The organism is Aggregicoccus sp. 17bor-14 (assembly GCF_009659535.1).
Taxonomy (GTDB): Bacteria; Myxococcota; Myxococcia; order Myxococcales; family Myxococcaceae; genus Aggregicoccus.
This window is the reverse complement of record NZ_VJZZ01000001.1, coordinates 34951-60142: the sequence shown is the minus strand read 5'-3', so window position 1 is coordinate 60142 and position 25192 is coordinate 34951. Positions and strand designations below refer to the sequence as shown.

The 25192-nt window shown below is 71.1% G+C and carries 20 protein-coding genes, 2 tRNA genes and 1 pseudogene; 6 read left to right on the top strand and 17 right to left on the bottom strand.

All coding sequences use genetic code 11. The features are described from left to right. The first annotated feature begins 8 nt into the window (after nt 1–8). The 5 genes from FGE12_RS00235 (at nt 9) to FGE12_RS00215 (ending at nt 8180) form a co-directional block, all read left to right on the top strand. A complete protein-coding gene (locus FGE12_RS00235; RefSeq protein ID WP_194797412.1) occupies nt 9–1496 on the top strand; it encodes an MFS transporter in 1488 nt (495 codons plus the stop codon). Between the two features lie 281 nt (nt 1497–1777). Further along, nucleotides 1778–3325, top strand: coding sequence for a glucan biosynthesis protein (locus FGE12_RS00230; protein WP_370458828.1), 1548 nt, complete (start codon nt 1778–1780; stop codon nt 3323–3325). Then, nucleotides 3313–3780, top strand: coding sequence for a hypothetical protein (locus FGE12_RS00225; RefSeq protein WP_194797411.1), 468 nt, complete (start codon nt 3313–3315; stop codon nt 3778–3780). The genes FGE12_RS00230 and FGE12_RS00225 overlap by 13 nt, the downstream gene beginning before the upstream one ends. After that, nucleotides 3780–5819: a glucans biosynthesis glucosyltransferase MdoH gene (gene mdoH, locus FGE12_RS00220; protein ID WP_153864210.1), complete on the top strand. Its 2040-nt coding sequence runs from the start codon at nt 3780–3782 to the stop codon at nt 5817–5819. The genes FGE12_RS00225 and mdoH overlap by 1 nt, the downstream gene beginning before the upstream one ends. A 174-nt stretch (nt 5820–5993) precedes the next feature. Then, nucleotides 5994–8180: an ATP-binding protein gene (locus FGE12_RS00215; RefSeq protein ID WP_153864209.1), complete on the top strand. Its 2187-nt coding sequence runs from the start codon at nt 5994–5996 to the stop codon at nt 8178–8180. A 48-nt stretch (nt 8181–8228) separates the two neighbouring features. Here the strand turns inward: FGE12_RS00215 and FGE12_RS00210 are convergent. The 14 genes and pseudogenes from FGE12_RS00210 to FGE12_RS00145 all read right to left on the bottom strand — a co-directional run bounded on the left by FGE12_RS00210 (nt 8229) and on the right by FGE12_RS00145 (nt 19846). Then, nucleotides 8229–8305, bottom strand: a tRNA-Pro gene (locus tag FGE12_RS00210). A 180-nt stretch (nt 8306–8485) separates the two neighbouring features. Further along, nucleotides 8486–8764: pseudogene (locus tag FGE12_RS00205) on the bottom strand (integration host factor subunit alpha); the annotation flags it as partial. An 84-nt stretch (nt 8765–8848) separates the two neighbouring features. Next, the gene (gene pheT / locus FGE12_RS00200) at nt 8849–11275 is read right to left on the bottom strand and encodes a phenylalanine--tRNA ligase subunit beta (RefSeq protein WP_194797410.1); all 2427 of its coding nucleotides are present in this window, start codon (nt 11273–11275) and stop codon (nt 8849–8851) included. A 46-nt stretch (nt 11276–11321) separates the two neighbouring features. Beyond that, nucleotides 11322–12371, bottom strand: a complete 1050-nt coding sequence (pheS, locus tag FGE12_RS00195; protein ID WP_153864207.1) for a phenylalanine--tRNA ligase subunit alpha — start codon at nt 12369–12371, stop codon at nt 11322–11324. Between the two features lie 74 nt (nt 12372–12445). Continuing rightward, nucleotides 12446–12793: a 50S ribosomal protein L20 gene (gene rplT, locus FGE12_RS00190; protein WP_153864206.1), complete on the bottom strand. Its 348-nt coding sequence runs from the start codon at nt 12791–12793 to the stop codon at nt 12446–12448. 98 nt (nt 12794–12891) lie between these two features. Then, a complete protein-coding gene (gene rpmI, locus FGE12_RS00185) occupies nt 12892–13101 on the bottom strand; it encodes a 50S ribosomal protein L35 (RefSeq protein ID WP_153864205.1) in 210 nt (69 codons plus the stop codon). Nucleotides 13102–13161: 60 nt separating this feature from the next. Further along, nucleotides 13162–13851 carry a translation initiation factor IF-3 gene (gene infC, locus FGE12_RS00180; RefSeq protein WP_194797547.1) on the bottom strand — a complete coding sequence of 230 codons (690 nt, stop codon included), beginning with the start codon at nt 13849–13851 and terminating at the stop codon, nt 13162–13164. A 121-nt stretch (nt 13852–13972) separates the two neighbouring features. Further along, nucleotides 13973–15901 carry a threonine--tRNA ligase gene (gene thrS / locus FGE12_RS00175; RefSeq protein ID WP_153864204.1) on the bottom strand — a complete coding sequence of 643 codons (1929 nt, stop codon included), beginning with the start codon at nt 15899–15901 and terminating at the stop codon, nt 13973–13975. A gap of 89 nt (nt 15902–15990) precedes the next feature. Further along, nucleotides 15991–16065: transfer RNA gene (locus FGE12_RS00170), tRNA-Val, on the bottom strand. Between the two features lie 113 nt (nt 16066–16178). Next, nucleotides 16179–16937, bottom strand: a complete 759-nt coding sequence (locus FGE12_RS00165; protein ID WP_153864203.1) for a FecR domain-containing protein — start codon at nt 16935–16937, stop codon at nt 16179–16181. 11 nt (nt 16938–16948) lie between these two features. Continuing rightward, a complete protein-coding gene (locus FGE12_RS00160) occupies nt 16949–17341 on the bottom strand; it encodes a PEGA domain-containing protein (protein WP_370458827.1) in 393 nt (130 codons plus the stop codon). Next, a complete protein-coding gene (locus FGE12_RS00155) occupies nt 17341–18537 on the bottom strand; it encodes a flagellar assembly protein T N-terminal domain-containing protein (protein WP_153864202.1) in 1197 nt (398 codons plus the stop codon). The genes FGE12_RS00160 and FGE12_RS00155 overlap by 1 nt, the downstream gene beginning before the upstream one ends. A gap of 32 nt (nt 18538–18569) precedes the next feature. Beyond that, complete coding sequence (locus FGE12_RS00150) at nt 18570–19385, bottom strand: hypothetical protein (RefSeq protein WP_194797409.1); 816 nt, start codon at nt 19383–19385, stop codon at nt 18570–18572. 128 nt (nt 19386–19513) lie between these two features. After that, a complete protein-coding gene (locus FGE12_RS00145) occupies nt 19514–19846 on the bottom strand; it encodes a PilZ domain-containing protein (protein WP_153864201.1) in 333 nt (110 codons plus the stop codon). 162 nt (nt 19847–20008) lie between these two features. Between FGE12_RS00145 and FGE12_RS30755 the strand changes: the two genes are divergently transcribed. Next, on the top strand, nt 20009–20704 hold the full coding sequence (locus FGE12_RS30755) for an FKBP-type peptidyl-prolyl cis-trans isomerase (protein WP_153864200.1): 696 nt from the start codon (nt 20009–20011) through the stop codon (nt 20702–20704). Here FGE12_RS30755 and FGE12_RS00135 read toward each other — a convergent pair. From FGE12_RS00135 to FGE12_RS00125, 3 genes are all read right to left on the bottom strand, one after another. Beyond that, a complete protein-coding gene (locus FGE12_RS00135; RefSeq protein ID WP_194797407.1) occupies nt 20701–22836 on the bottom strand; it encodes a hypothetical protein in 2136 nt (711 codons plus the stop codon). The genes FGE12_RS30755 and FGE12_RS00135 overlap by 4 nt on opposite strands. 100 nt (nt 22837–22936) lie before the next feature. Continuing rightward, on the bottom strand, nt 22937–23140 hold the full coding sequence (locus FGE12_RS00130) for a cold-shock protein (protein ID WP_153864199.1): 204 nt from the start codon (nt 23138–23140) through the stop codon (nt 22937–22939). A 141-nt stretch (nt 23141–23281) separates the two neighbouring features. Then, complete coding sequence (locus tag FGE12_RS00125) at nt 23282–25123, bottom strand: M2 family metallopeptidase (RefSeq protein WP_153864198.1); 1842 nt, start codon at nt 25121–25123, stop codon at nt 23282–23284. Nucleotides 25124–25192 lie beyond the last annotated feature (69 nt).

Below are 25192 nucleotides of genomic sequence, written 5' to 3'. Positions count from 1 at the left end.
GGGGCCCCGTGTCCACCGCCGCCCTCCGCCGCTACGTCCTCCGCAGCATCGCCACCCTCGCATCCGTGGTCCCGGGGGTGCGCCCCGGAAGCTCCTTCCCCGGGGCCTCCGCGATGCTGCTCGCGGCCCCGCCGGAGGACGCGCCCTCGGCGCGCCCCGTGCGCACGCTGCGCGGCTCTCTGCGGGCCTCGGTGGCCGAGGGGATGGTCGCGGAGATGTTCACCGCGTGTGCGGGGGCGACGGTGCTCACCGCGTGGGCGGTGGCGCTGAAGCTCAGTCCCTTCCTGGTGGGGCTGATGACCGCCCTGCCCTTCTTCGCGCAGTTCGTGCAGTTCCCGGCCGCCTGGCTCACCTCCACGTTCGGGCACCGGCGCGTGGCGCTGGTGGCGGTGTGCCTCTCGCGCCAGGTGATGCTGCCGCTCGCGCTGGTGCCGTGGCTGCCGCTGGGTCTGCAGGGCCGCCAGCACCTGCTCATCGGGGTGGCGGGGCTGTCCGCGGTGCTCGGCGTGGTGGGCAACAACGCGTGGGTGTCGTGGATGGGCGAGCTGGTCCCCAGCAGCCTGCGCGGACGCTACTTCGGCAAGCGCACGGCGATGATCACCATCGCGGGCACGGTGACCTCGGTGCTCGCCGGCTTCCTCATGGACGGCGCGAAGCGCGACGGCGGGCTGGGCTTCGCGCTCCCCCTGCTCTCGGCCGTGGCCTGCGCGGTGGGGCTGGTGACGACGCTGATCATGCGCCGCCAGCACGACCCTGCGCCGGGCGCGAGCCACGTGAAGATGGACCTGAAGCTGGCGCTGCTGCCGGCGCGCGATCCCGCGGCGCGCAAGGTGCTCGTGTACCAGCTGGCGTGGAACGTGGGCGTGGGGCTGAGCGCGCCCTTCTTCGCGTTCCACATGCTCAAGAACCTGAGGATGACCTTCGTGATGATGGCGCTGCAGGCGGCCGCCGTGGCCTGCGTGCGCATCCTCACCGCGCCCCTGTGGGGCAAGCTCATCGACCGCGTGGGCGCGCAGCCCGTCGTGCTGCTGTGCTCGCTGGGCATCAGCACCATCCCCGCGCTGTGGCTGCTGCCCACCGAGGCGCGACTGTGGCCGCTGCTGCTCGACGTGCTGCTCAACGGCTTCTTCTGGAGTGGGCACGGCCTCGCCATCTTCGCGCTGCCGCTCGCGGTGGCGCCGCGCAAGGGCCGCCCCGTGTACCTCGCGGCCTTCGCCACGGCGGGCGGGCTCGCCTACGCCGCGGCGTCCGCGCTGGGCGGCGGGCTCGCGGGCTGGGTGCCCACGCACTTCACCCTCGGCGGCCACGCGTGGGTGAACTTCCACGTGGTGTTCCTCGTGTCCGCCTTCGCGCGCCTGGGTGCCTCCTTCCTCGCCCTGCGCATCTCGGAGCCGGGCGTGGAGCCCGTGCGCAACCTGCGAGAGCTGATGCCCACCGTGGTGCCGCGCGTCGTCGCCGAGCCTCTCCCCGTGCCGGTGCGGGTGCGCGCGAAGTAGGCCCGATCCCGCACGCGTGGCCGGGTGGGTAAGGATCCTCCCACTGACCACCGGTGTGGAGAAAAGGGACAGCTCCCACCGCGTGCTGGGGGCCCTTTCCCCGTTCTGATCCCGAGGGTGGAGGGGGGTTCGACGGCGCCGATCCGACGTGGTACTTGCCGCGCCGCCCGGTATCGGGAGCTGGCGCGGCAGTTGCCAGGGCTGCTCCGAATTTCGCGCTCGCGCGCGCGTCGGGCAGCGTGGTCCGGCGGGTTCGCCGGACCGCCAGGAGGAGCACGGTCTTGAGGCAGGGGTGGAAGTGGGCGGGTGCCCTCGCGGGGCTCGCAGCCGGCATGGCGCAGGGGCAGACGTCTCCGCGCCCGGCGCAGATGGCGACCGCGACGCTGGTCGCCGAGGCCGCTCCGTTCAGGGGAATCGAGACGGTGCGGGCGCGCGCGAAGTCCCTCGCCCAGCGTGACTACCGCACTCCGGACGCGCAGCTGCCGGGCTTCCTCGCGGCGCTCGACTACGACCAGTACCGCGACATCCGCTTCCGCGACGAGCGCGCGCTCTGGCGCGACGGCAAGCGCAACTTCCAGGTGCAGCTCTTCCACCCCGGCTTCCTCTACACGCAGCCCGTGCGCGTGAACGAGGTCGAGGGCGGCCGCGCGCGGCCCGTGCCCTTCTCGCCCGACTTCTTCCGCTACGGCAGCCTGGTGAAGCCGGGCCCGGTGCAGGGCGTGGAGGGCTTCGCGGGGCTGAAGCTCAACGCCCCGTTCAACCGCCCGGACCACTTCGACGAGGTGGTGTCCTTCCTCGGCGCGAGCTACTTCCGCGCCCTCGGCGAGGGCAACGTCTACGGGCTCTCCGCGCGCGGGCTCGCCATCGACACGGCGCTGCCCTCGGGCGAGGAGTTCCCGGCGTTCCGCGAGCTGTGGGTGGAGAAGCCCGCTCCGGGCGCGAAGCAGGTGGTGGTGCACGCGCTGCTGGACAGCCCCAGCCTCACCGGCGCCTACCGTATCGTCGTCACCCCTGGCGTGCGCACGGTGACGCAGATCGAGGCCACGCTCTACGCGCGCCGCGCGGTGAAGCAGCTGGGGATTGCGCCGCTCACCAGCATGTACCTCTTCGGCGAGAACGACCGCGGCAGCAGCGAGGACTTCCGCCCCGAGGTGCACGACTCGGATGGCCTCTTCGTCTGGATGGGCACCGGCGAGCAGCTGTGGCGCCCGCTGCAGAACCCCGAGCGCCTGAGCATCTCCAGCTTCCAGGCCCAGAGCCCGCGCGCCTTCGGGCTGCTGCAGCGCGACGAGGCCTTCACGAGCTACGAGGACCTCGAGGCGCGCTACGACCGCCGCCCCAGCGCGTGGGTGGAGCCCGTGGGTGACTGGGGCCGCGGCAGCGTGCAGCTGGTGGAGATCCCCACCCCGCAGGAGGTGCACGACAACATCGTGGCCGCCTGGGTTCCCGAGGCGCCGCTCGCGCCGGGCGGAGAGCTGAAGCTCGCGTACAAGATCCACTGGGGGTTCGAGCCCCCCTGGGCGCCGCAGGCCGCGCACGTCGTCGCCACGCGCATCGCCGCGGGGAGCCCCGGCGCGCGCCGCTTCGTCATCGACTTCTCCCCCGCGCCGACCCCGCCGGGCGGCGAGGAGCTGGAGGCGGTGGTGAGCGCCTCGCGCGGCCAGGTGCTGCGCCCCAGCGTGCAGCCCAACCCCGTGACCGGCGGCTGGCGCGCCACCTTCGAGCTGGTGCCCGACACCAGCTCCGATTCGCCCATCGAGCTGCGCTGCTTCCTGCGCAGCGGGCCACAGACCCTCAGCGAGACCTGGAGCTACCCGTGGGCCCCGTGACGTCGCAGCCCTCCCCTTCCGACGTGGCCGACCGCGCCGCGCTGGACGCCTTCTTTCGCAGCTTCGGCTTCGAGTCCGAGGCGGACCTCGCGCAGCTCGCCGCCGGGGTGGCCTGCGCGGCCGGCACCGCTCCGCTCGCGCAGGCGCAGCGGCAGGTGGAGGCCTGGCTCGCCGAGGCCCTGGATCTCGCCGCCGGAAGCGACGCAGTGCTGGCGCGCGGCCGCGCGGCTTTCGTCCTGAGTGGCCTCCCGGCCCACGGCGCCGCGGTGCTCCTCGCTCCGGCCGCGGCCCTCTCCTGCACGCAGCTGCGTGCGCTGCGCGCCGCGCTCCCCCTTCCCACGCCCGCCGAGGCCCCGGGCGCGATGCCCGAGCAGCAGCTCGTGCTCAACCCCCTGGTGGCGCTGCTGCGCCGCTGCTGGCGCGCGAGCGAGCCTGACCTGTCCGTCATCCGCTGATGCCTCCGCACTCCTTCTCTCCCGAGACCGCCGGGCTGCGGCGCGTGGCGGTGCTCGGCCTCGCGCTGCTCACCTGCGTGCTCGGCACCCGCGAGATGTACCGGCTGATGAGCGTGAAGGGCACCACGGTGCTCGAGCTGCTGCTCGTCGCGGTGTTCGCGCTCTGCTTCGGGTGGATCGCCCTCTCCTTCTGGTCCGCGCTGGCGGGCTTCCTCCACCTCACGCTGAGCAGCCGGGTCCCCGGCCTGCTCTGGCCGGACGCGGCGCAGCGGAATCCGCCGCTGCGCCACCGCACCGCAGTGGTGATGCCGGTGCACAACGAAGACGCCGCGGCGGTCTTCGCGAACGTGCAGGCCGTCTACGAGTCCCTGCGTGAGACGGGACAGCTCGAGGCCTTCGACTTCTTCGTGCTGAGCGACTCCACGAGCGCCGAGGCCTGGGTGGCCGAGGAGCTCGCCTGGGCGCAGCTGTGCCAGGACGTGGAGGGCCAGGGGCGCATCTTCTACCGGCGCCGCCTCGACAACCGCGCGAAGAAGGCGGGCAACCTCGCCGAGTTCTGCGAGCGCTGGGGCCGGCGCTACGACTTCATGGTGGTGCTGGACGCCGACAGCCTCATGGCGGGCGACACGCTGGTGAAGATGGCGCAGCTGATGGCGCTCAACCCGCGCGTCGGCATCATCCAGGCGCCCCCGCAGTGCGTGGGGCGCACGACGCTCTACGCGAGGCTGCAGCAGTTCGCGGGTCGGCTCTACGGGCCCGTCGTCGCCGCGGGCGCCGCCGCGTGGCAGCTGGGCGAGAGCAACTACTGGGGCCACAACGCGATCATCCGCGTGGAGGCCTTCATGCAGCACTGCGGGCTGCCAGTGCTGCCGGGCCGCGAGCCCTTCGGCGGCCACATCCTCAGCCACGACTTCGTCGAGGCCGCCCTCATGCGGCGCGCCGGGTACACGGTGTGGCTGGTACCGGAGCTGGGCGGCAGCTACGAGCAGCCCCCTCCGAACCTCCTCGCCTACGCGCAGCGCGACCGGCGCTGGTGCCAGGGAAACCTGCAGCACCTCGGGCTGGTCATGGCGGCAGATCTCCACCCGTCGAGCCGGCTGCACTTCCTGATGGGCGTGATGTCCTACGCGGCATCGCCTCTCTGGGCGCTGCTGCTGCTCACGGGCCTGGCGACCGCGCTGCACGACCGCTTCGTCGAGCCGAGCTACTTCCTCGCGCAGCGCACCCTCTTTCCCGTCTGGCCCTCCTTCGACACGCAGGCCGCGATGCGGCTGTGGGCCGTGTCGATGGCGCTGCTGCTGGTCCCGCGGCTCCTCGGCCTGCTGCTCGCGCTCTCGGACTCCGCACAGGCGCGCCAGATGGGCGGACGGGTGAGGCTCGCGCTGAGCGCCGTGCTGGAGACGCTCGTCTCGACGTTGCTCGCCCCGGCGATGATGGTGTTCCAGTCCCACTTCGTGCTCGGCACGCTGCTCGGCTACCGCGTGTCCTGGTCGAGCCAGCAGCGCGACGATGCGTCGCTCACCTGGCGTGAGGCGGCGCGGCGGCATGGCGTGCACACGCTGCTGGGGCTCGCGCTCGGAGCCGCCACGGCCGCCATCTCCACGCGCCTCTTGCTCTGGGCCCTGCCGGTGGTCGGAGGGTTGCTGCTCTCCATTCCGCTGTGCGTGTGGACCGCGCGAGCCACCCTGGGGCGGCTCGCGGCGAGGTTCGGCCTCTTCCTCATTCCCGAGGAGACCGAGGCGCCTGCCGTGCTCGCGCGTGCGCAGGCGCTCACGGCGCGCTCAATGCCTGCGCCCGTGCAGGATGCGCTGGCCCACGTGCTCGAGGACCCGCGCGCCCACGCCGTGCATCTCGCGCTCCTCGTGCAGCACCCCGCCCCTTCCGAGCCCACCTCGCTGCTCCTCGCGTCCGCGCGCCGCAAGCTGCACGCCGGTGAGCGCGAGGCGCTGTCGGCCGCGGAGCGCAAGGCACTGCTCCAGGATGCGGCGACGCTCCGCGATGCGGCGTTGGCTCAGCCCCTCCGCGCGGCCACGCGCTAGCAGCGAGGTGCGAAGCGGCATGCGGCGGTCCCACGTTCCTCGTCGGAATGGGTGAGCAGGCGCTCCGGCGCTTCTGTGCTCCGCAGGTGGGAGGCGCAGCAGGGAGCCGTCGATGCCCGCAGGGTGCATGCCTATCGTACGCACTGGACGTGCCTGGGCCAGGGGTGGAGCGAGATGGCGGAGCGCCTGCAGAGCCACACGCTCACGCAGCAGTACGCCGCCGGGGCGACACGGGACGCTCGCACCCGCGCAGCCGCGCTCGCCGAGAACCTGGCGATTGCAGGCGGCTACGTGCTGCTCGCGTGGGTGGGTGACAAGCTCCGGCTCGACAGGCGGGTCATCCTCTTCTGGCCCGCCGCGGGCTACTCGCTCGCAGTGCTGCTCGTGCGGGGCAACAGCCGCTGGCCCGGCGTCCTGCTCGGCTCGCTCCTCTCGGGGTGGAGCGGGCTCATGCCGACGGGCCCTACGGGAGCCGCGCCGCCCAACTTTGCCTTCGCCCTGCTGACGGGCACGGCCCGCGCACTCTCGACGCTGGCCGGTGCATGGCTCGTGGTCCGGGTGACGGGGACGCGGCGCTGGCCGCGCAGCGTCCAGGGGGTGCTCGTCTTCGCCCTCTTGGCGGGCATCGTGTACCCCGCCATGGCCGCGCTCGCGACCCAGGCCGCGGGGTGGCCCGGGCGCGTGGGCTCCGGCGCACTGGCCTTCCCGCGCGAGCTGTGGCTGTGGTTCGTCGCCAACAGCACGGGGAGCCTGGTGGTCGCGCCGCTGGTGCTCGCCCTGCGCGAGCGCCCCGCGGGACGTCCGGACCGGTCTCACCGCGAGATCGCGCTCACGGCGATGGGCTTCGTCCTCGCAGGCGCGATGTGCCTGGGCTTCACCCGGGAGCGAGCCACCCCCATCCCCCTCGCCTACCCGCTGGCGCCGCTGATGCTCTGGGCCACGCTGCGCTTCGGGGCGCGCGGGGCGGCCCTCAGCAACACGCTCTGGGCGGTGGTGCTGGTGGGAGGCGCCCTGTCCGCCCCGGCCCCCGAGGGCGGCTTCGGGCAGATCTTCACGGAGCTCCACGCGCGGCTCGCGGTGCTCGCCACGGTGGTGCTGGGCTTTGCCGCCGCGTTCGAGGAGCGGCTGCAGCTGCAGAGCGACCTCGAGTCCGAGCGGCGGGGGCTCGAGGCGCGGGTGGCCGAGCGCACGGGAGAGCTCGCGCGCTATCTCTCACTCCTGCACTCGTCGCTGGAGTCCACCGCAGACGGTCTCCTGGTGGTGGACCGCGAGGGACGCATCATTGCCACCAACCACCGCTTCAAGGAGCTGTGGCGCATCCCGGGGGACATCCTGGAGAGCGGCGACGATCAGCGCGCGCTCGACTACGTGCGCGACCAGCTCGCCTCTCCCGCTTCCTTCACCGCGCGCGTGGAGTACCTCTATGCGCACCCGGAGCTCGAGAGCGAGGACGAGGTGCTGCTCATGGACGGCCGCGTCTTCGAGCGCTTCTCGCGCCCCCAGCGCATGGGCGAGGCGATCGTCGGGCGGGTCTGGAGCTTCCGAGACGTGACGCTGCGGAGGCTCGCGGAGGCCGAGCGCAGCAGGCTGTTGGTGGAGGAGAGCCGGGCGCGCCAGGACGCCGAGCGGGCGCTGCACCTGCGCGAGGACTTCCTCCAGGTCGCGGCGCACGAGATGAAGACGCCCGTCACCGCCATGAAGATGCAGCTCCAGCAGCTGGTGCGCCTGGCCTCGGGGCCCGGGCCGGATCCGGCGCGGCTGTTGAGCCTGGCGGCCGCAGCCCTGCGCCCGATGCGGCGCTTCGAGGAGCTGACCGCGCAGCTGCTGGACGTCTCCCAGCTGGAGCAGGGACAGCTCCCCGCCCGCATCGAGCCGCTCGACTTCCGTGAGGTGGTGCAGGAGCAGCTCGACGATCACCGCGAGGCCGCGGTCCGCGCCGGGTCGGAGCTGCGCTTCGAGGACGGAGGCCCTCTCACGGGCGAGAGCGATCGCCGCCACCTCGTGCAGATCGTGTGCAGCCTGCTCTCCAACGCAATCAAGTTCGGCGCAGGCAGCCCGCTCACGGTTCGGCTCGAGGGCTCCAGCGACTGGGTGAGCCTGCAGGTCACCGACCAGGGGATTGGTATCGCGGCGCACGATCAGGAGCGCATCTTCGAGCGCTTCGAGCGGGCGGTGGACTCGCGCCACTATGGCGGCCTGGGCCTGGGGCTGTGGCTCGCGCGGAAGAGCATCGAGATGCTGGGCGGAACGCTGCGCGTGACCAGCACACCGGGCGAGGGCGCCACCTTCAGCGTGCTGCTGCCGCGTCGCCGGGTGACGGCCCCGGTGCAGCCGAGGGACCCGCTCCAGCCTTCCGTTTGAGCCCGCAAAGACGAAGCCCCCGGAACCTTGCGGTTCCGGGGGCCTCGATGGTCGGGGCGACAGGATTTGAACCTGCGACCACTTGCACCCCAAGCAAGTGCGCTACCAGGCTGCGCTACGCCCCGATACGGCTGACTGCGTGTTTCCGACTGCGAAACGGGCCGCCCTTATGCCTCCCGGCGCGTGACGCGTCAAGGGAGAGAAACCGGCCCGAAATCGATTTACTCCTCGTCACCCTCCATCCCCTCGGGATCGAGGTCGGCGGCGTCCTCCTGGGCGTCGATCTCCGCGTGGTTCTCGGGCGGGGCCTCGCCGTTGAGGGCGCTCTTGAGCACCTGGCTCGGCCGGAAGGTCAGCACCCGGCGCGCCGAGATCTCGATCTCCTTGCCCGTCTGCGGATTGCGCCCCACGCGCGCCTTCTTCTGGCGCACCTGGAAGTTGCCGAAGCCGGAGATCTTGATCTTGTCCCCGCGCTCGAGCGTCTCCTTCACGGTGTCGAAGACGAGCTCGACGATCTCCGCCGACTCCTTCTTCGAGAAGCCCACCTTCTCGTAGACGCCTTCGATGATGTCCGCCTTGGTCATGCCTGAGTCCCTGGAGGTACGGAGGAGCGTCGAGATTGACAGTGAAACCGGAGGAGTGTCAACCCTCCGGTTTCACTCACGAATTCAGGCGCGCAGGGCGGCCCCGAGGCGCTGGTTCACCTCGGCGATGATCCGCTGGTGCGCCTCGGTGACCTCCGCGTCGGTGAGCGTGCGCTCGGCCGAGCGGTAGCGGATGGCGTAGGCCACGTTCTTGCGGCCCTCGGGGATGGGCTTGCCCGTGTAGACGTCGAAGATGCTCGCGTCCTCCACGAGTGGCCCGCCCACCTCGCGGATGACCTGGCGGATCTCCTCGTTGCGCAGCTCCAGCGGCACCACCACGGCGAGGTCGCGCAGCACCGCGGGGAAGCGCGGCAGCGGGTGGTAGGCGGGCACCAGCTGGGCGGCCTTGTAGAGCGGCGCCGTGTCCAGCTCGAAGGCGAACACGCCCTCCGGCAGCCCCAGCGCCTTCGTCACGCGCGGGTGCAGCTCGCCCACCAGGCCCGCGGGGCTCGCGTCCGGCAGCAGCACCGTGGCGCAGGCGCGCGGGTGGTAGGCGGGCATCTCCACGGGGACGAAGCGGACGCCCCCCTCCCCGCCTTCGGCGATGCGCAGCGCCTGCAGCAGGGCCTCCACGGCGCCCTTCGCGTCGTAAAAGTCCATGCGCGCGTCCTTCTGCGTCCAGGTGCGCCCGGCGCGCAGGCCCCAGACGAGCCCCGCCACCCGGTGCACCTCGTGCGAGGCCGGGCGCTGACCCTGCCCGCCCGCGGCGTCGCGGAAGTACACGCGGCCCATCTCGTAGAGCGCCACGCGCTCCACCTGGTGGCGCACGCTGCGCGAGAGGTTCTCCAGCAGCCCGCCCAGCAGCGTGGTGCGCATCACCGACTGCTCCACGCTGAGCGGGTTCACCAGCGCGACCGGCGGCTGCGCCTCGCCGAGCACCTGCAGCGTGCGCGGCGCGAGGAAGGAGTAGTTCACCACCTCGTCCAGGCCGTGGCCGGAGAGCGCGGCGCGCACGCGGCGCTCGGCGTCGAAGTGCGCGGGCTCGGGCGCGAGCTCGGCGAGCCCGCGCGGCAGCTTTGCCGGGATGTGGTCGAAGCCGAAGACGCGGGCGATCTCCTCGACGAGGTCCTCCTCGCGCTCCACGTCCACGCGCGCGCGCGGCACCTCGTAGGTCACCTGGCCCTTGCCCTCCTCCATGGCCTTGAAGCCGAGGGCGGCGAGGATGCGGCGGCACTCCTGCTCGGCCACGGGCGTGCCCAAAAGCGCGTCCACGCGCGCGAAGCGCAGCGTCACGCGGCGCGCGGGCGAGGGCTTCGGGTACACGTCCAGCCGGCCCGGGGCGACGGTGCCCCCGCCCAGCTCGGCGATGAGTGCGGCCGCGCGCTCGAGCGCGAGAGGCACCGCGTCCAGGTCCGCGCCGCGCTCGAAGCGGTGGCTCGCCTCGGTGTGCAGTCCGTGGCGCTTCGCCGTGCGGCGCACGCCGGAGGCCTGGAAGTTCGCGCTCTCGATGAGCACGCGCGTGGTGGCGGCGCTCACCTCGCTGTCGCCGCCGCCCATCACGCCCGCGAGCGCCGTGGGGCCCTTCGCGTCGCAGATGAGCAGGTCGTCCGCGTCCAGCGTGCGCGCCTTGCCGTCCAGGGTGGTGAGCGTCTCGCCGGCCTTCGCGCGGCGCACGACGATCTCCGGCCCGGCGACCTTGGCGAGGTCGAAGGCGTGCAGCGGCTGGCCGTACTCGAGGAGGACGTAGTTGGTCACGTCCACCAGGTTGTTGATCGCGCGCACGCCGCAGGCCTTGAGCCGCTCCTGCATCCACTGCGGCGAGGGGCCCACCTTCACGCCCTCGACCACGCGCGCCGCGTAGCGCGGGCAGCGCTCGGCGTCCTCGATGCGCACCTTCACCTGCTCGGCGGTGGGCTTGCCGCCCTCCTTGAAGCTCGGCTGCGGGAGCTTGAGCGGCGCGCCCGTCACCACGCTCACCTCGCGCGCCACGCCCAGGTGGCTGAGCGCGTCCGGGCGGTTCGGGGTGACGTTCACCTCGAGCACCACATCGTCGAGGCCCAGCGCCTCGGCGATGGGGGTGCCGGGTTTGAGCTGCGCCGGGAGGATGAGCAGGCCGCTGCTCTCCTCGGAGAGCGCGAGCTCCTTCGCCGAGCAGAGCATGCCGAAGCTCTCCACCCCGCGCAGCGCCGCCTGCTTGATCTCCACGCCGTTGGGCAGCTTCGTCCCGGCGGTGGCCAGCGGGACCTTGTCCCCGACCTTGTAGTTCTTCGCGCCGCACACCACCTGCAGCAGCGCGGAGCCGCCGATGTCCACCTGGGTGACGGAGAGCTTGTCGGCGTTGGGGTGCTGCACCGACTCCTTGATCTGCGCCACCAGCACGCCGTCGAGCGCGGCACCGGGGCGCTCCAGGCCCTCGATCTCCAGGCCGGCGTCGGTGAGCTTCTTGGCGAGCGCGTCCGTGCTCTCCGGGAGCTGGACGTAGTCTGCGAGCCACTTCTGCGAAATCTTCACGGGTGCGTTCTCCGGTGCGCCTTGGCGCGGCGGTTCGAGGGAGGACTCAGAACTGCTCGAGGAAGCGCGCGTCGTTCTCGAACATCATCCGCAGGTCGTCGATGCGGTAGCGCAGCATCGCGATGCGCTCCACGCCCATGCCGAACGCGAAGCCGGTCACCTGCGTGGGATCGTAGCCGCAGGCACGGAACACGTTGGGGTGCACCATGCCGGCGCCCAGCACCTCGAGCCAGCCGGTCTGCTTGCACACGCGGCAGCCCTTGCCGCCGCAGCTGGTGCAGGAGATGTCCACCTCGGCCGAGGGCTCGGTGAAGGGGAAGAACGAGGGGCGCAGGCGGATCTTCGTCTCGCTGCCGAAGAAGGCCTTCACGAACGCGTCCAGCGTGCCCTTGAGCTCGGCGAAGCTCACGTCCTTGTCCACGAGCAGGCCTTCCACCTGGTGGAACATGGGGGTGTGCGTGATGTCCGAGTCGCGCCGGTACACGCGCCCCGGGCACACCACCCGGAACGGCGGCTGCCGGTTGAGCATGGTGCGCACCTGCACGGGGCTCGTGTGCGTGCGCAGCAGCACCGGGCTGTCCGGGGGCTTGCTGTGCCCGAGGCTGCCTGGGTCCAGATAGAAGGTGTCCTGCATGTCGCGCGCAGGGTGATCCTTCGGCAGGTTGAGCGCCTCGAAGTTGAAGAAGTCGAGCTCGATCTCCGGCCCGCTCGCCACCTCGAAGCCGAGCCGGCTGAACACGCGCACGATGTCCTCGAGCGTGCGGCTCACCGGGTGGCGGCGGCCCGGGGCCACCCCGCGCCCCGGCAGGCTCACGTCCAGGCGCGGGCCTCGAAGCTGCTCCTCGAGCGCGGCGGCCTCGGCGCGGCCGACCGCGTCCGCGAGCAGCCCCTCGATCTCGGCCTTCACCTGGTTGGCAATCTCGCCGAGCGCGCGCCGCTCCTCGGGCGGCAGCTTCCCCATGCCGCCCAGCACGCCCGAGAGCTCGCCCTTCTTGCCGAGGTAACGCACCCTCAGCGCCTCTACCGCAGCCGGCTCGGAGGCGACGGAGATGTCCCGCCGCGCCGCCGCCGCGAGCGCCTGCAACCGGTCTTGCATCGCGTCCTCTGGAAAAAAGAAAAGGGGCCGCCCTCGACAGGCAGCCCCTGAACTTCACAGCTACTGAGTCGCTGCTAGGCCGCCTTCGCGATGTTGGCGACGGCAGCAAAGCCCGCGGGATCCGCCACGGCCATGTCGGCGAGGACCTTGCGGTCCAGGGCGACCTGGTTCTTGGTCAGACCGGCGATCAGCTTCGAGTAGGAGAGCCCCACCAGGCGGGCCGCCGCGTTGATGCGGACGATCCACAGGCGGCGGAAGTTGCGCTTGCGCGCCGCGCGGTCGCGCGTGGCGTAGTCGAGCGCGCGCTCGACGGCCTGGTTCGCGCGCTTGTAGCAGTTCTTCCGGCGGCCGCGGAAACCCTTGGCCAGCTTCAAAATCCGATTACGACGGCGACGAGCCTTGAAACCCTTCTTGACGCGCATGTGCTGACTCCTGACTGCTCGACTGGACGGGGGGCTCCGGCGGCGCCGGCTTCACGCCGCTCCGCACGGCAAATGCCCCTCGTGATTGAGGTGATCGACTAGTTCGCCCCGTAGGGGAACAGCTCCTTGATGACCTTCTTGGCATCCATGTCACGCAGGTGACCGGTGCCACGGTTGCGGCGCTTGCCGGCCGGGGTCTTGGCGTGGGTGAAGAGGTGCTTCCCGAAGGCCTTGCCGTGCTTCACCTTCCCGGACTTCTTCACCTGGAACCGCTTCTTCGCGGCGCTCTTCGTCTTCATCTTCGGCATGGGGACTGATCCTCTTCAACTTCGTCAAAGGCCGACAGCGTAAGCCGACAGCCGGTTCTACTATTTCGAGCCGCCCGCGGGGGGGGCAGCCTGAACGTCCGCCTGGCTGCTCGGCGGGGCCGCCACGGGGGCCGCCTCGGAGTCGCCGGGCTTGGTGCCCTTGGCCTTCTTCGCGGCCGCCTCGGCCGCCTCGGCTGCGGCCGCCTGCTGGCGGGCCTGGTCGCGGGCGCGCTGCGCCACCTTGGGGTTGGGCGAGAGGATCATGAACATCTGGCGACCCTCCATGCGCGGCATCTGCTCGACGACGGCGACCTCCTTGAGGTCCTTCACCACGTCATCGAGGATCGCGCTGCCCAGCTCCTTGTGGGTGATCTCGCGGCCGCGGAACATGATCGTGACCTTGGCCTTGTTGCCCTCTTCGAGGAACCGCTTCACGTTGCGGACCTTGAACTCGTAGTCGTGCTCCTCCGTCTTCGGGCGGAGCTTCACCTCCTTGAGGTGGACCACGACCTGCTTCTTCTTCGCTTCCGAGGCCTTCTTCTTCTCCTCGTACTTGAACTTGCCGTAGTCCATGATCTTGCAGACCGGCGGCTTGGCCATCGGGTTGACCTCGACGAGGTCGAAGCCCTCCGAGCCTGCCAAGGCCAGTGCTGCTTCGAGCGTCAGGACGCCGAGCTGCTCGCCGGCCGCACCTACGACGCGGACCTCGCGGGCGCGGATGCGGCGGTTCGTTCTTTGGTCGCGAGCGATGTGAAAGTCCTCCGAAAACGGGGGGTTGAGCCACTACCCCCTTCAAAAGAGGGGGGAAGATACTTTTCTACCACTGAGAGTCAAGAGACGTCAGCACAGGACCGACATCAGGGCAGCGCCGTCAGGGCAGCGCCCCCTCCTGGGAGAGCAGGGCCGTGAAGGCGTCCAGCTTCATGCTCTTGAGGTCCTCCCCACCATAACGGCGCGGCGCCACGGCGCCCGCCTCCACTTCGTTGTCCCCGATGACCAGGGTGAACGGGGTCTTCTGCACCTGCGCCTCGCGGATCTTGGCGTTCAGGGTCATGCCGCGCTCGTCCAGGTCCACCCGGAAGCCCTTCGCGCGGAGCTGGTCTCGCACCGAGCGGGCGTAGTCGAGCTGGCGGTCCGCCACGGTGACGATGACCGCCTGCACGGGGGCCAGCCAGGCGGGGAAGGCGCCCGCGAAGTGCTCGATGAGGATGGCGATGAAGCGCTCGAAGGAGCCGAAGATGGCGCGGTGGAGCACCACCGGGCGGTGCTCGGCGTTGTCCTCGCCCACGTAGGTGAGGTCGAAGCGCTCGGGGGCGAGGTAGTCCAGCTGGATGGTGCCCAGCTGCCACTTGCGCCCGATGCTGTCGCTCACCTCGAAGTCGATCTTGGGGCCGTAGAAGGCGCCGTCGCCGGGCTTGAGCTCGTAGGCGAGCCCCAGCGTCTCCAGGGCGCTCTTGAGGCCGCCCTCGGCGCGGTCCCAGAGGGAGTCATCGCCCAGGCGCTGCGCGGGGCGCGTGGAGAGCTTCACCGCGTACTTGAGGCCCACGGCCGTGTACACGCGGTCCAGCAGCTTCACGAAGCGGCGCACCTCGTCCGCGATCTGGCTCTCGGCGCAGTAGATGTGCGCGTCGTCCTGGGCGAACTGGCGCACGCGGGTGAGGCCGCCGAGCGAGCCGGCCGCCTCGTTGCGGTGCAGCACGTCCTGGGTGTGCAGGCGCAGGGGCAGGTCGCGGTAGCTGTGGCGCTTGAAGCCGTAGAACAGGTGGTGGCTGGGGCAGTTCATCGGCTTGAGCGAGAAGTCGTGCTCGCCGGACTCGCTGTCCAGCACGAGGAACATGTTCTCCTTGTACTTGCCCCAGTGGCCGCTGGTCTCCCACAGCCCCTTGTTGAACATGAGCGGGGTCTTGATCTCCACGTAGCCGTCTTCCGCCGTGAGGCGGCGCATCCAGCTGGAGAGCGTGGTGTAGAGCGTGGTGCCCTTGGCGGTCCAGAAGGCGGCGCCCGGCGCGTAGGGGTGGAACTGGAAGAGGTCCAGCTCCTTGCCCAGCTTGCGGTGGTCGCGCTTGCGCGCCTCCTCCATGCGGGTGAGGTACTCGTTGAGCTGCTTCTTGTCGAAGAAGGCCGTCCCGTAGATGCGCTGGAGCATCGGGTTGCGGTGGTCGCCGCGCCAGTAGGCCCCGCTCGAGGAGAGCAGCTTGATCACGCCCACCTTGCCCGTGCTGGGGCTGTGGGGCCCGAGGCAGAAGTCCACCCAGTCGCCGTGGCGGTAGAGCGTGAGCGTCTTGGCGCCCTTGGCGAAGATGTCCTCGACGATCTCCACCTTGAACTTCTCGCCGAGCTTCGTGAACAGCGCGATGGCCTCGTCCTTCGAGACCTCCTCGCGCACGAAGGGCATGTTCTTCTGGATCTCCGCGTTCGCCTCGGCCTCGATCTTCTCGAGGTCCTCCGGGGTGAAGGGCTGCTCGCGGTAGAAGTCGTAATAGAAGCCCTCCTCGGTGGCCGGGCCGATGGTGACCTGGGTGCCGGGGAAGAGGCGCTGCACGGCGCTCGCCACGAGGTGGGCGGCGTCGTGGCGGATGAGCTCGATGGACTCGGGGCTCTTGGGGGTGAAGATCTGCAGCTGCGCGTCCTCGGTGAGCGGGCGCGCGAGATCCATCTCGTTGCCGTTCACCTTGGCGTAGAGCGCCGCCTTGGCGAGCCCCGCGCCGATGTGGTCGCGCACGAAGTCGGCAATGGTGATGCCGCGCGGCGCCTGCTTCTGGCTGCCGTCGGGCAGGGTCACCGTGATCTGCTCGGACATGGAGGACCTCGTTCAGGGACGAAAGACGACGCGGAAAAGGACGCGGGCGGCAGGCCCGAAGACCTGCCGCCCGCTCGAAGACTGCGTATTGGTGGGTCGTAGTGGGATCGAACCACTGACCCCTACCGTGTCAAGGTAGTGCTCTACCGCTGAGCTAACGACCCGTCTGTGTGAGGCGCGCGGGGAATAGCAAGGCGCGTCTTCGGCTGTCAAGGAAACACGGTCCCCTGCCCCGCCTCTTCCCGGCGTTTTCCGCCGGGAGCGCCCCGCCCGCCTGCTAGCGCTTGGCGCCCGTGCCGGCGTTGCGGTCCACGAAGCGGGCGAAGGCGTCCTTCTTCGACGCGGGGTCCACGGCCGCCTCCTTCCAGAGCTCCTCGCCGACGGACACCTGCTGGTTCGCCTGCAGCTCCACGAAGCGGCGCTCCCACTGCTCGGCGCTGATCTCGGTGGGCCCGGGCACCTGCACGCGCGCACCCTTCTTGGGTGGAGGCGTCGCACCCTTCAGCGCCTTCTTCACCTGGGCCTCCACCGCCACGCGCCCCTCGACCACGCGCACCACGGTGTGGGCGCGGTGCGCGAGCTGCGTGGTGGCGCCCACCAGCTTCACCGCGTCCACGCGGAAGATGGTGCCGCGCACGCCGGCCACCGCCCGCTCGGTGCGCACCTCGAACTTGGCGTTGGAGCCGGCGAGCATCTTCTCGACGTGCGACCAGATCTTCCCGAAGCCCAGGGTCGCGCTGAAGCCCTTGCGCTCCTGGCCCTCGAAGCTCGCCTCGTCGATGCGCAGCTGGCTGTTCTCGCCGAGCATGATCACGCTGCGGTCATTGAGCGTGAGCTTGAGGTTGGAGGCGGCGGCGACGTCCAGCGTGTCCCCCAGCTCCACCTCGCTACCCACCTGCAGCGCCTGCTTCGCGCTAGAGGAAGGTGTGCGCGCGGCGTGCCCCTCGAGCACGGAGACCTTGCCCACGCTGGCGAGCGCGAGCGCCGGCAGCAGCAGCGCGGCGAGCACCGCGGGACCGATGGAGCGACGAAGCATGTGCGCCTTCCTCACTTGGCATCCCCCGCCTGCGCGGCCGCCGCCCCCCCCGACGAGGGGCGCAAGACCGCGCGCAGCGTGGTGCGAGCCCCGTTGGGCTCGACGTAGGTGGTGTACGGCCAGTAGCCCTCGCGCCGCACCTCGATGCTGTGCAGCCCCTCGCCCAGGGTGAGCGCGGCGCTCGCGGCCTCGAAGTCCGAGCACAGCCCCTGCGGCACGCCGTCCAGCACGACCTCGGCCTCGCGCGGGGTGCAGCGCAGCACGACGTTGCCGCGCGCCGAGCGCGAGCCCTCCAGCAGGCCGCGCGCCCGGGCCACCGTGGCCGAGGGGCCCGGAGGCGCGCTGGCGCAGGCGCCGAGCAGCGCGGCGGCCGCGGCCAGCGGGAGCGTGCGGGAGGCGCCCACTACTTCGCCAGGGTCAGCTCGACCGTGTTGCCGGACACGCCGGTGACACTGACGCGCTTGCCCTTGAAGCTCTTGCCGCCCAGCTGCTCGGCGAGCTCGTCCGTGCTGCCCACGAAGGTCACGTCGAACTGGGCCTTGCCCGAGCCGAAGCTGCCCGGCTTCACGTCCCGCATGCCGGTGACGGACTCGGCGAGCACGCGCTTGAAGCCCTGCACCGCCGCGTAGTCCGGCAAGCCCACCACGGTCATCACCACCGCATTGCCGTTCTGCTCGGCACGGCTGAGGTGCTCGACCACGGCCTTGCGCACCTCGGCGACGACCTCCTTGCCCCGGTACTTCGCGATGTCGAAGGAGGTGCGCTCGTAGGAGATGAGCGCGGAGCCCTTGGGGCCCAGGTCCGCGGGCGTGCTGTTGAACTTGCCGCTGAGCTTCGCGATCTGCGTGCCCGAGTCGGTGGCGAAGACGGCCAGATCCCACTCGCCCGTGACGGGGTAGATGGAGGCGTCCTTGCCCAGGCCTGGCAGGTCCGCGACGCTCTGGTGGCGGAAGTTCACCGTGCCCGCGAGCACGTAGTCCGCGCGGTTCAGGTCCTGGATCACCTTCTTGTCCGGGGTGCCGAGCGACACGCCCGAGGCGAGCTCCAGCTTCCCGGCGGCGAACGCGGGGTCGAGGATGCGCCAGCCGTCCGCCTTGAAGGCGTCCGTGAGCACCTGCGCCATCACGCCGCTGCTCATTACGACCTTGTTCGCATCCGCGGACTGCTCCTGCAGCACGATGACCAGCTTGCGGTTGCCCAGGCGGTTGACCAGGGCCTGCACGGACTGGAGATCCTTGTCGAGCTCGGCGGTGCCCACCTCGGCGCGCACGGTGGTGCGGACCACCCCGTTGGCCTCCTCCTCCTTGAGGACCTCGTACTTGCGCACGTAGCCCGCGCTGTTGGCGAAGACCCGGTCGCTGATGAGCTGGCTGTTGGCCGAGAGCGTGTCGGCGGAGACCATCACGCCCGCCACGCGCTCCACCGCCTCGCGCAGCGCGTTGTTCTTCGCGTCGCGCTTGGCCTTGTCGCGGTTGCCCGCGACGATCGCGGCCTCGCCCGTGGCCTCCTGAGTGACGAACGCGGGCTGCGCGGCGAGGGCCGCGGCGGAGAACAGCGAGGCCGCCAGCAGCGTGACGGCCGTGAGCTTCAGTGCCTTCATGTCTTGGAACTCCCTGGGCCGCGCGAGGCGGACTACTGGGTGACGATCACCACCCGGCCCTCGGCCAGGAAGCTGTTGTTGGCGGAGGCGAGCTTTCCCGCGTCCTCCGCGGAGAGCACGAGGTCCGAGCCCTCGAGGCGCGTGGCCTTCACCGTGAGCGGGTGCTCGCCCACCAGCGCGCTCTTCTTCGCGGCCTCGAGGCTCGCGGCCCACGCGGCGACGCCGCGCGCCTCGGCGCCGAGGGCCGCGGGGCCGTAGAGCGCCTTGCCGCTCGCATCCACCAGGCGCGGGGCGAGCACCGGCTTCGCGCCGAGCCCGCGCGCGTCCACCACCAGCCCGGTGTTCCTGGGCTCGCCCTTCTCGTTGAGCGCGAGCGCCTCACCGGAAGTGGGCACCACCGCGCTCGTCACGGCGGCGAGCGGGACCTCGACGTCCAGCTCCACGCCGCCGTCCGAGAAGTAGCGCTTGCCGGTCACCTTGAAGCCGCGCAGCACGCCCTCCACCTTGCCGCGGACCTCGTCCTGCGACATGGCGTCGCCCACGGTCTTGCCCGCGCTCACCTGGATGCCGCGCACCTGCGCGAGCAGGTTGCGGAACGCATCGAGCTGGGCCGCCTTCTCGGCGCCGAGCCGCGCCTGCGCGGGGCTGCTGGCCTTCATGTCCGGGGCGCCAGCGCCCGTGGCGCGCACCACCTGGCCCTCCCAGCTCACGCCGGGAGCGGGCTTGGCGGGAGCCGGGGCCGGCGCGGCCGCCGGGGCAGGATGGGAAGGCGCCTTGGCCGGCGCCTTCGTCTGGCCCAGCGCCGCAAGCGGCAGTCCGAGCGTCAGCAACCACAGAGAATGCTTCACGAGAGCCCTCCCCCCAGGGAAGTGAGGTACTGCGAACCGACGAGACGCCATTCGGTCCATTCAATCGGCCCGCGCCCGGCTGAGTCAAGAAGGCGACGGAGCGCGCAGGGGGGAGGCGCGCGGGCGCGTCAGTGCTCGTCGCCCGCCTCGTGCACGTAGGCGGAGATCATCTTGCGGTGGCGCTCGGTGAGCAGCGTGAAGCGCACGCCGGTGCCCTCGGTGCGCCTGGCGCCCACCCACTCGCGCACCACCTCGCCCTCCGCGTAGATGACCTCCTCGGAGCCGGGGAGCTGGAACTGCAGGCCCACGCGCTTGCCGTGGTGCTGCGGCTCGATGAGTCGCGCCAGCCCCACCCCGTCCGGGCTGATGTCCGCAGTGCGGGCCATGTAGGGCACGCCGCCCATGTACTTGTTCACGTAGATGTCGAGGGGAACCCGCGTCTTCTTGCGCTTGTCGCTCATGGTGGTCCTTGCAGGGAGGGCTGCGGGAACATCGCGGTGTGCTACAGGTTGCTGCCGCGCTGGAGCACGCTGTACCGAGCCTAGGTGGCCACGGCCCGGGCGCAAGAAAACGACCCGGCGGCGGCCCGCCCCCGGAGACTTCAAGGAGAAGCGATGCGAGCGATGAGGCTGCTGGCTGCGGTGGCGCTGGTGGGCGGTGGAGCATGGGCTCAGGCCCCGCAGGCCCCTCAGGCGAAGGGCGACAAGGGCGCCGAGGCGAGCGCGGCCACGCCCCAGAGCGAGGACGACAAGACGGTCTACGCCGTGGGCTACCAGCTGGGGCAGGCGCTGGAGGCCTTCGATCTCACCCCGGCCGAGCTCGCCCTGGTGCAGCAGGCGGTGGCGGACGCGATCGCGGGCCGCACGCCGGCCGCGGACCTGGCCACCTACGCGCCGAAGGCCGAGCCCCTGCGCACCGAGCGCCGGCAGCGCTTCAACGCGGCCTTCCTCGCGCGGGCCGCGAAGGAGAAGGGCGCCCAGCGCACCGCCTCGGGGATGATCTACACGCCCCTGAAGGTGGGCACGGGCAAGAGCCCGCGCTCCATCGACACCGTGTCCGTGAACTACCGCGGCACGCTCACGGACGGCCGCGAGTTCGACAGCTCCTACAAGCGCGGCCAGGCGGCGGAGTTCCCGCTCAACGGGGTCATCAAGTGCTGGACCGAGGGCGTGGGGATGATGAAGGTGGGCGGCCGGGCGCGGCTCGTGTGCCCGCCCGAGATCGCCTACGGGGCCAAGGGGGCCCAGCCGCGCATCCCCCCGAACGCCGTGCTGGTGTTCGAGGTGGAGCTGCTCGACGTGATGCCCCCCCAGGGCTAGTGCGCGGCCAGCGCCGCCTCGGTGGCGCGCAGCAGCGGCTGCGCGCTCACGGGGGCGCCGGTGGCGTTCACCATCCACACGTCCGGCGTCACCGAGCCGAAGCGCGCCATGCGCTCGAACTCCGCGCCCAGCGGGCCCTTCTGGCGCAGGTGCTCCTCGAGCTGGAAGGCGATGAGGTGGCCGATGGGGTAGTCGGCCAGGTAGAGCGGGTTGGAGATCATGTGGCTGTAGACGCCGAGCAGCACGGTCCCCTCCCCTCCCAGCACCGGCGCGTAGTAGCGATCCCAGAGCTCGCGTGAGAGCTGCACCACCGCCTCGCGCAGCTGGGCGGGGGTCGCGTCCGGGTGCTCGTACATCCAGTGCCAGGTGGCCACGTCCACCAGCGCGACGCCGGCGATCTCCCAGGTGTTCCAGAAGTCGCTGAGCACCCGCTCGCGCTCGCTCGCCGCGCTCGGGCGCGAGAGGCCCAGCAGCTGCAGGTCGCGCGCCTGGAAGACGAAGGCGAGCGCCTCGGTGAAGGCGTTGTTGGGGACACCGGCCAGCAGCGTGCTGTCCACCTCGTAGAGCGAGAAGGTCTGCTCCACGTTGTGCCCCAGCTCGTGCACCGCGATGTTGTAGCCCTTGTAGTCCATGCCGCCCTTCTCCACGCGCGTGCGCAGGTGCGGGAAGTCCCCGCGGCGCAGCGCCGGCATCGCGTGCCCCGCGCCGCGCGAGGGGTCCACGCGCACGTGCGCCGCGACGAAGTCCGCCTTCGCCGCGCTGAAGCCCAGGGCGCGCAGGAGGCGCGGGATGTCCTTCGCGAAGGCCTCGGACGTCGGGTAGCGCTGGCGGGTGAGCGCCGTCAGCTGCGCCTCGGGCAGCGCGCCTCCCGGGCGAAAGCCGCTGAACCAGAGGTCCTGCGGCTCGAGCGGGCGGCCCAGCCGCTGCTGGATGAGCGCCGCCACGCGCGGGACGAGCGGCGAGCCGAGCACCTCGGTGAGCAGCGCCTTCACGCGCTCCTCGGGCAGCTCGCGGAACAGCTCGAAGGAGCGCGCGATCGCCGTGGGCGCCACCGGCACGTAGGGGTCCGCCCTCTTCGCCGCGCGGAACTGGGCGAGCAGCTGGGCGTAGCGCAGGTCCGGCTCGGGCTCGGGCGTGGGGGCCACGGCGTCCGTGCGCGCCGGCGCGCCCTCCTCCACCTCGGCTGCCGGCGCAGCGCTCACCGCGTTGGTGAAGGGGTTCCAGTCCACGCGCGGGTTGTCGATGACGGCGCGCGGGATGCTCTGCGTGACGATGCGCTCCATCACCTTCGTGATCAGCCGCTGCTTCGTGAGCCCCTGCTCGCGGTCCGCGTAGTCGGCCTTCAGCTCGTCGCGCAGGTTCCAGTGGCTGATGAGGCGCAGCCCCTTCGGGAAGGGCCGCTGCCCGTCCTGCGTGAGCAGGTGGTGCATCCAGACGTTGTACTGGGCGATGTAGAGGTCCGCCGCGGCGCCCGCGGCGGCCTGGGCCTGCTGCACCTCTGCCGGGATGCGGCGGCCGAAGCGCCCGGCGAGCCGCACCTCGCTCCACTCGCGGCGCGTGTAGCCCGGCCCCTGCTGCTGGCGCTCGGCGAGCGTGGTGAGCGGGAAGTTGAGCAGGACCACGAAGCCCACCTTGGAGGCGAAGAGGTCCTCGGTGAGGTGCGCCGACGGGTCCACCGACGCGAGCACCGGGTCCACCGGCAGCAGCGGTCCCACGTCCACGTCGGTGGCCCAGCGCAGCGCGCGGCCCTGCTCGTTGAAGTGGCCATCGAGCTGCTCGAACACGGCCTCGAGGCGCGCGCGCGTGGCCTCGAGCTTCGCCGGGTCGGAGAGGAAGTGCTCGCGCGCGAAGGGGGCGAGCTCGCCGTCCTCCGCGCGCCACAGCGCCGCCACCTGGCGCAGGCCCCGCTCGATGCGCGGGCGCTGCGCCTCGCCGTGGGTCTTCACCAGCTCCTCGATCAGCGGCGCGAGCAGGGGCGCGAGCTGCGGCGCGGCGCGCTCCTTCGCGACGGGAGCGGCCGCGGGCGCAGGCGCTTCTGCGCGGGGCGGCGCGGGCTTCGCTTCGGGCACCGGGGCGCCTGCGCAGCCGAGCGCGGCGAGGGCGAGGGAGAGCCAGGGGCGGCGGAGGGGCACGGAGGACCTCGGGGCGGGCGGTGGATGCGCGAAGGCCCGGTCCCCGGAGAGCGGGGGCCGGGCCTTCGCGGGACTGCGGGTCACGCGGGCTGCGGACGGACTAGGCGGCGCGGACGTTCTGCGCCTGCAGGCCCTTGGGGCCCTTGGTCACGTCGAACTGCACCTTCTGCCCCTCCTGGAGGGTGCGGAAGCCGTCCATGTTGATCGCAGTGTGGTGGCAGAACACGTCCTCGCCCCCACCGTCCTGCGTGATGAAGCCGAAGCCCTTCGCATCGTTGAACCACTTCACGGTACCGGTAGCCATGAGCGCTCTTCTTCCTTCGGTCGATCGCCGGCGCAGTACATCTCCGCCGCGCGGCCCCCGGCGAGCTTCGTCGGGAGCGCTGGAAAATCTAGGAGGGCGCTCGCGGGGTGTAAACAGCCGCGAGCGCACTCCGCCCGGCGGCTACCAGCCGCAGCGCTGGCCCTTGTTCTGCTGCTGCAGCCAGGTGCGCAGCGGGGCGAAGTACTCGAGGATGGGCGCCGCATCCATCTGGCGCTGGCCGGTCATCGCGTACAGGGCCTCGGGCCAGGGCTTGCTCGCGCCCAGCTCCAGCATCGCCTGCAGCCGCTTGCCGGCCTCCTTGTTCCCGTAGATGGAGCACTGGTGCAGCGGGCCCTTGAAGCCTGCCGCCTCGCACAGCGCCTTGTGGAACTGGAACTGGAGGATGCGCGCGAGGAAGTAGCGCGTGTAGGGGACGTTCGCCGGCACGTGGTACTTCGCGCCCGGATCGAAGTCCTGCTCGGAGCGCGCGACCGGCGCGGCCACGCCCTGGTACTTCGTGCGCAGCGCCCACCAGGCCTTGTTGTAGTCCGCGGGCGGCGTCTTGCCGGAGAACACGTCCCAGCGCCACTGGTCGATGAGCAGGCCGAAGGGCAGGAACGCGACCTTCTCCAGCGCGGACTTCATCTGCAGGTTGATGAGGCCCTTGTCGTTGGCGGGCACGGTCTTCAGCAGCCCGACCTTCTTCAGGTACTCCGGGGTGATGGAGAGCGTGAGCGCATCGCCGATGGCCTCGTGGAAGCCGTCGTTCGCGCCCTGCTGATAGAGCACGGGGAGCTTGTAGTAGTACGTGTAGTAGTAGTCATGGCCGAGCTCGTGGTGGATGGTGACGAGGTCCTCCTCGGTCGGCTTGATGCACATCTTGATGCGCAGGTCGTTCTCGTAGGTCACGTCCCAGGCGCTCGCGTGGCACACCACCTCGCGGTCGCGGGGCTTGGTGAGCATGCTGTGCTCCCAGAAGGTGGCCGGCAGCGGCTTGAGGCCCAGCGAGGTGAAGAAGCTCTCGCCGAGCTTCACCATCTTCACCGCGTCATACTTCTGGCGCTTGAGCTCCGCGTCCACGTCCAGGCTGCCCTGGCCCTTGTACGGCTCCACGAGCGGGTAGATGTTGTTCCACTCCTGCGCCCACATGTTGCCGAGCAGGTGCGCGGGGATGGGCCCGCCGGCGGGCACCTTGTCCGCGCCGTAGGTCTTGGCAAGCTGTGAGCGCACGTAGCAGTGCAGGTCGTCATAGAGCGGCTTCACCTGGGCCCACAGCCGCTGGCTCTCCTGCTCGAAGGCCTCGGGCGGCATGTCGTAGGCGCTCTTCCAGAGCGCGCCGGTGTCCTTGAAGCCGATCTCGCGCGCGCCCTCGTTGGAGAGCGAGACGAGGCGCTCGTAGAGCGGGCGCATCGGCGGCGCGATGGCGTGCCAGCCGGTCCACGCGTCCAGCAGCTCGTTGTAGTTGCGGCTCTTGGCGAGCACGTCCTCGAGCTCGCCCAGCTCGCGGCACTTCCCCTTGCCGTCCTTGCCGCAGTACTTGCCCTTGCCGTACATGCCGTCGAGCTTCGCGGCCACGGCGGCGAGCTCCGCGCGCTTCTTCGCGTCGTTGGGCGCGGGCATCGGCGAGGAGACGCGCAGCAGCAGGAGCATGCGCGCGGTGTCCGGGTCCAGCTGCAGGCCCTGGAAGCGCGTGGAGTCCTTGATCGCGCGCGCCACGTACTCGAGCACCTCCTCGTTGATGGTGGCCGAGTTCCGCTCGGTGTCGTCCGTGATGTACGTCTGGCGGATCCAGTCGGCCGTGGCCTGCTTCGTCCACAGCCGCTTGAGATCCTCGTTCACGCGCTGCACGAAGGCCTTCGCCTCGGCGGGCGTGCCCTTCGTCTGCACGGGGGGCTGCTCCTGGGCCAGCACGGGCCCGGAGAGCAGGAGACACGCCGCGAGCGCGGCGCGCAGGACCTGGGAGACAGGGGGGAATGGGGTCATGGCGGGAGACCCTAGAAGAAGGTCCCCGCAGCGCCCAAGCCCGAAAAATCGCGCCGCGCTGCGCCGTCG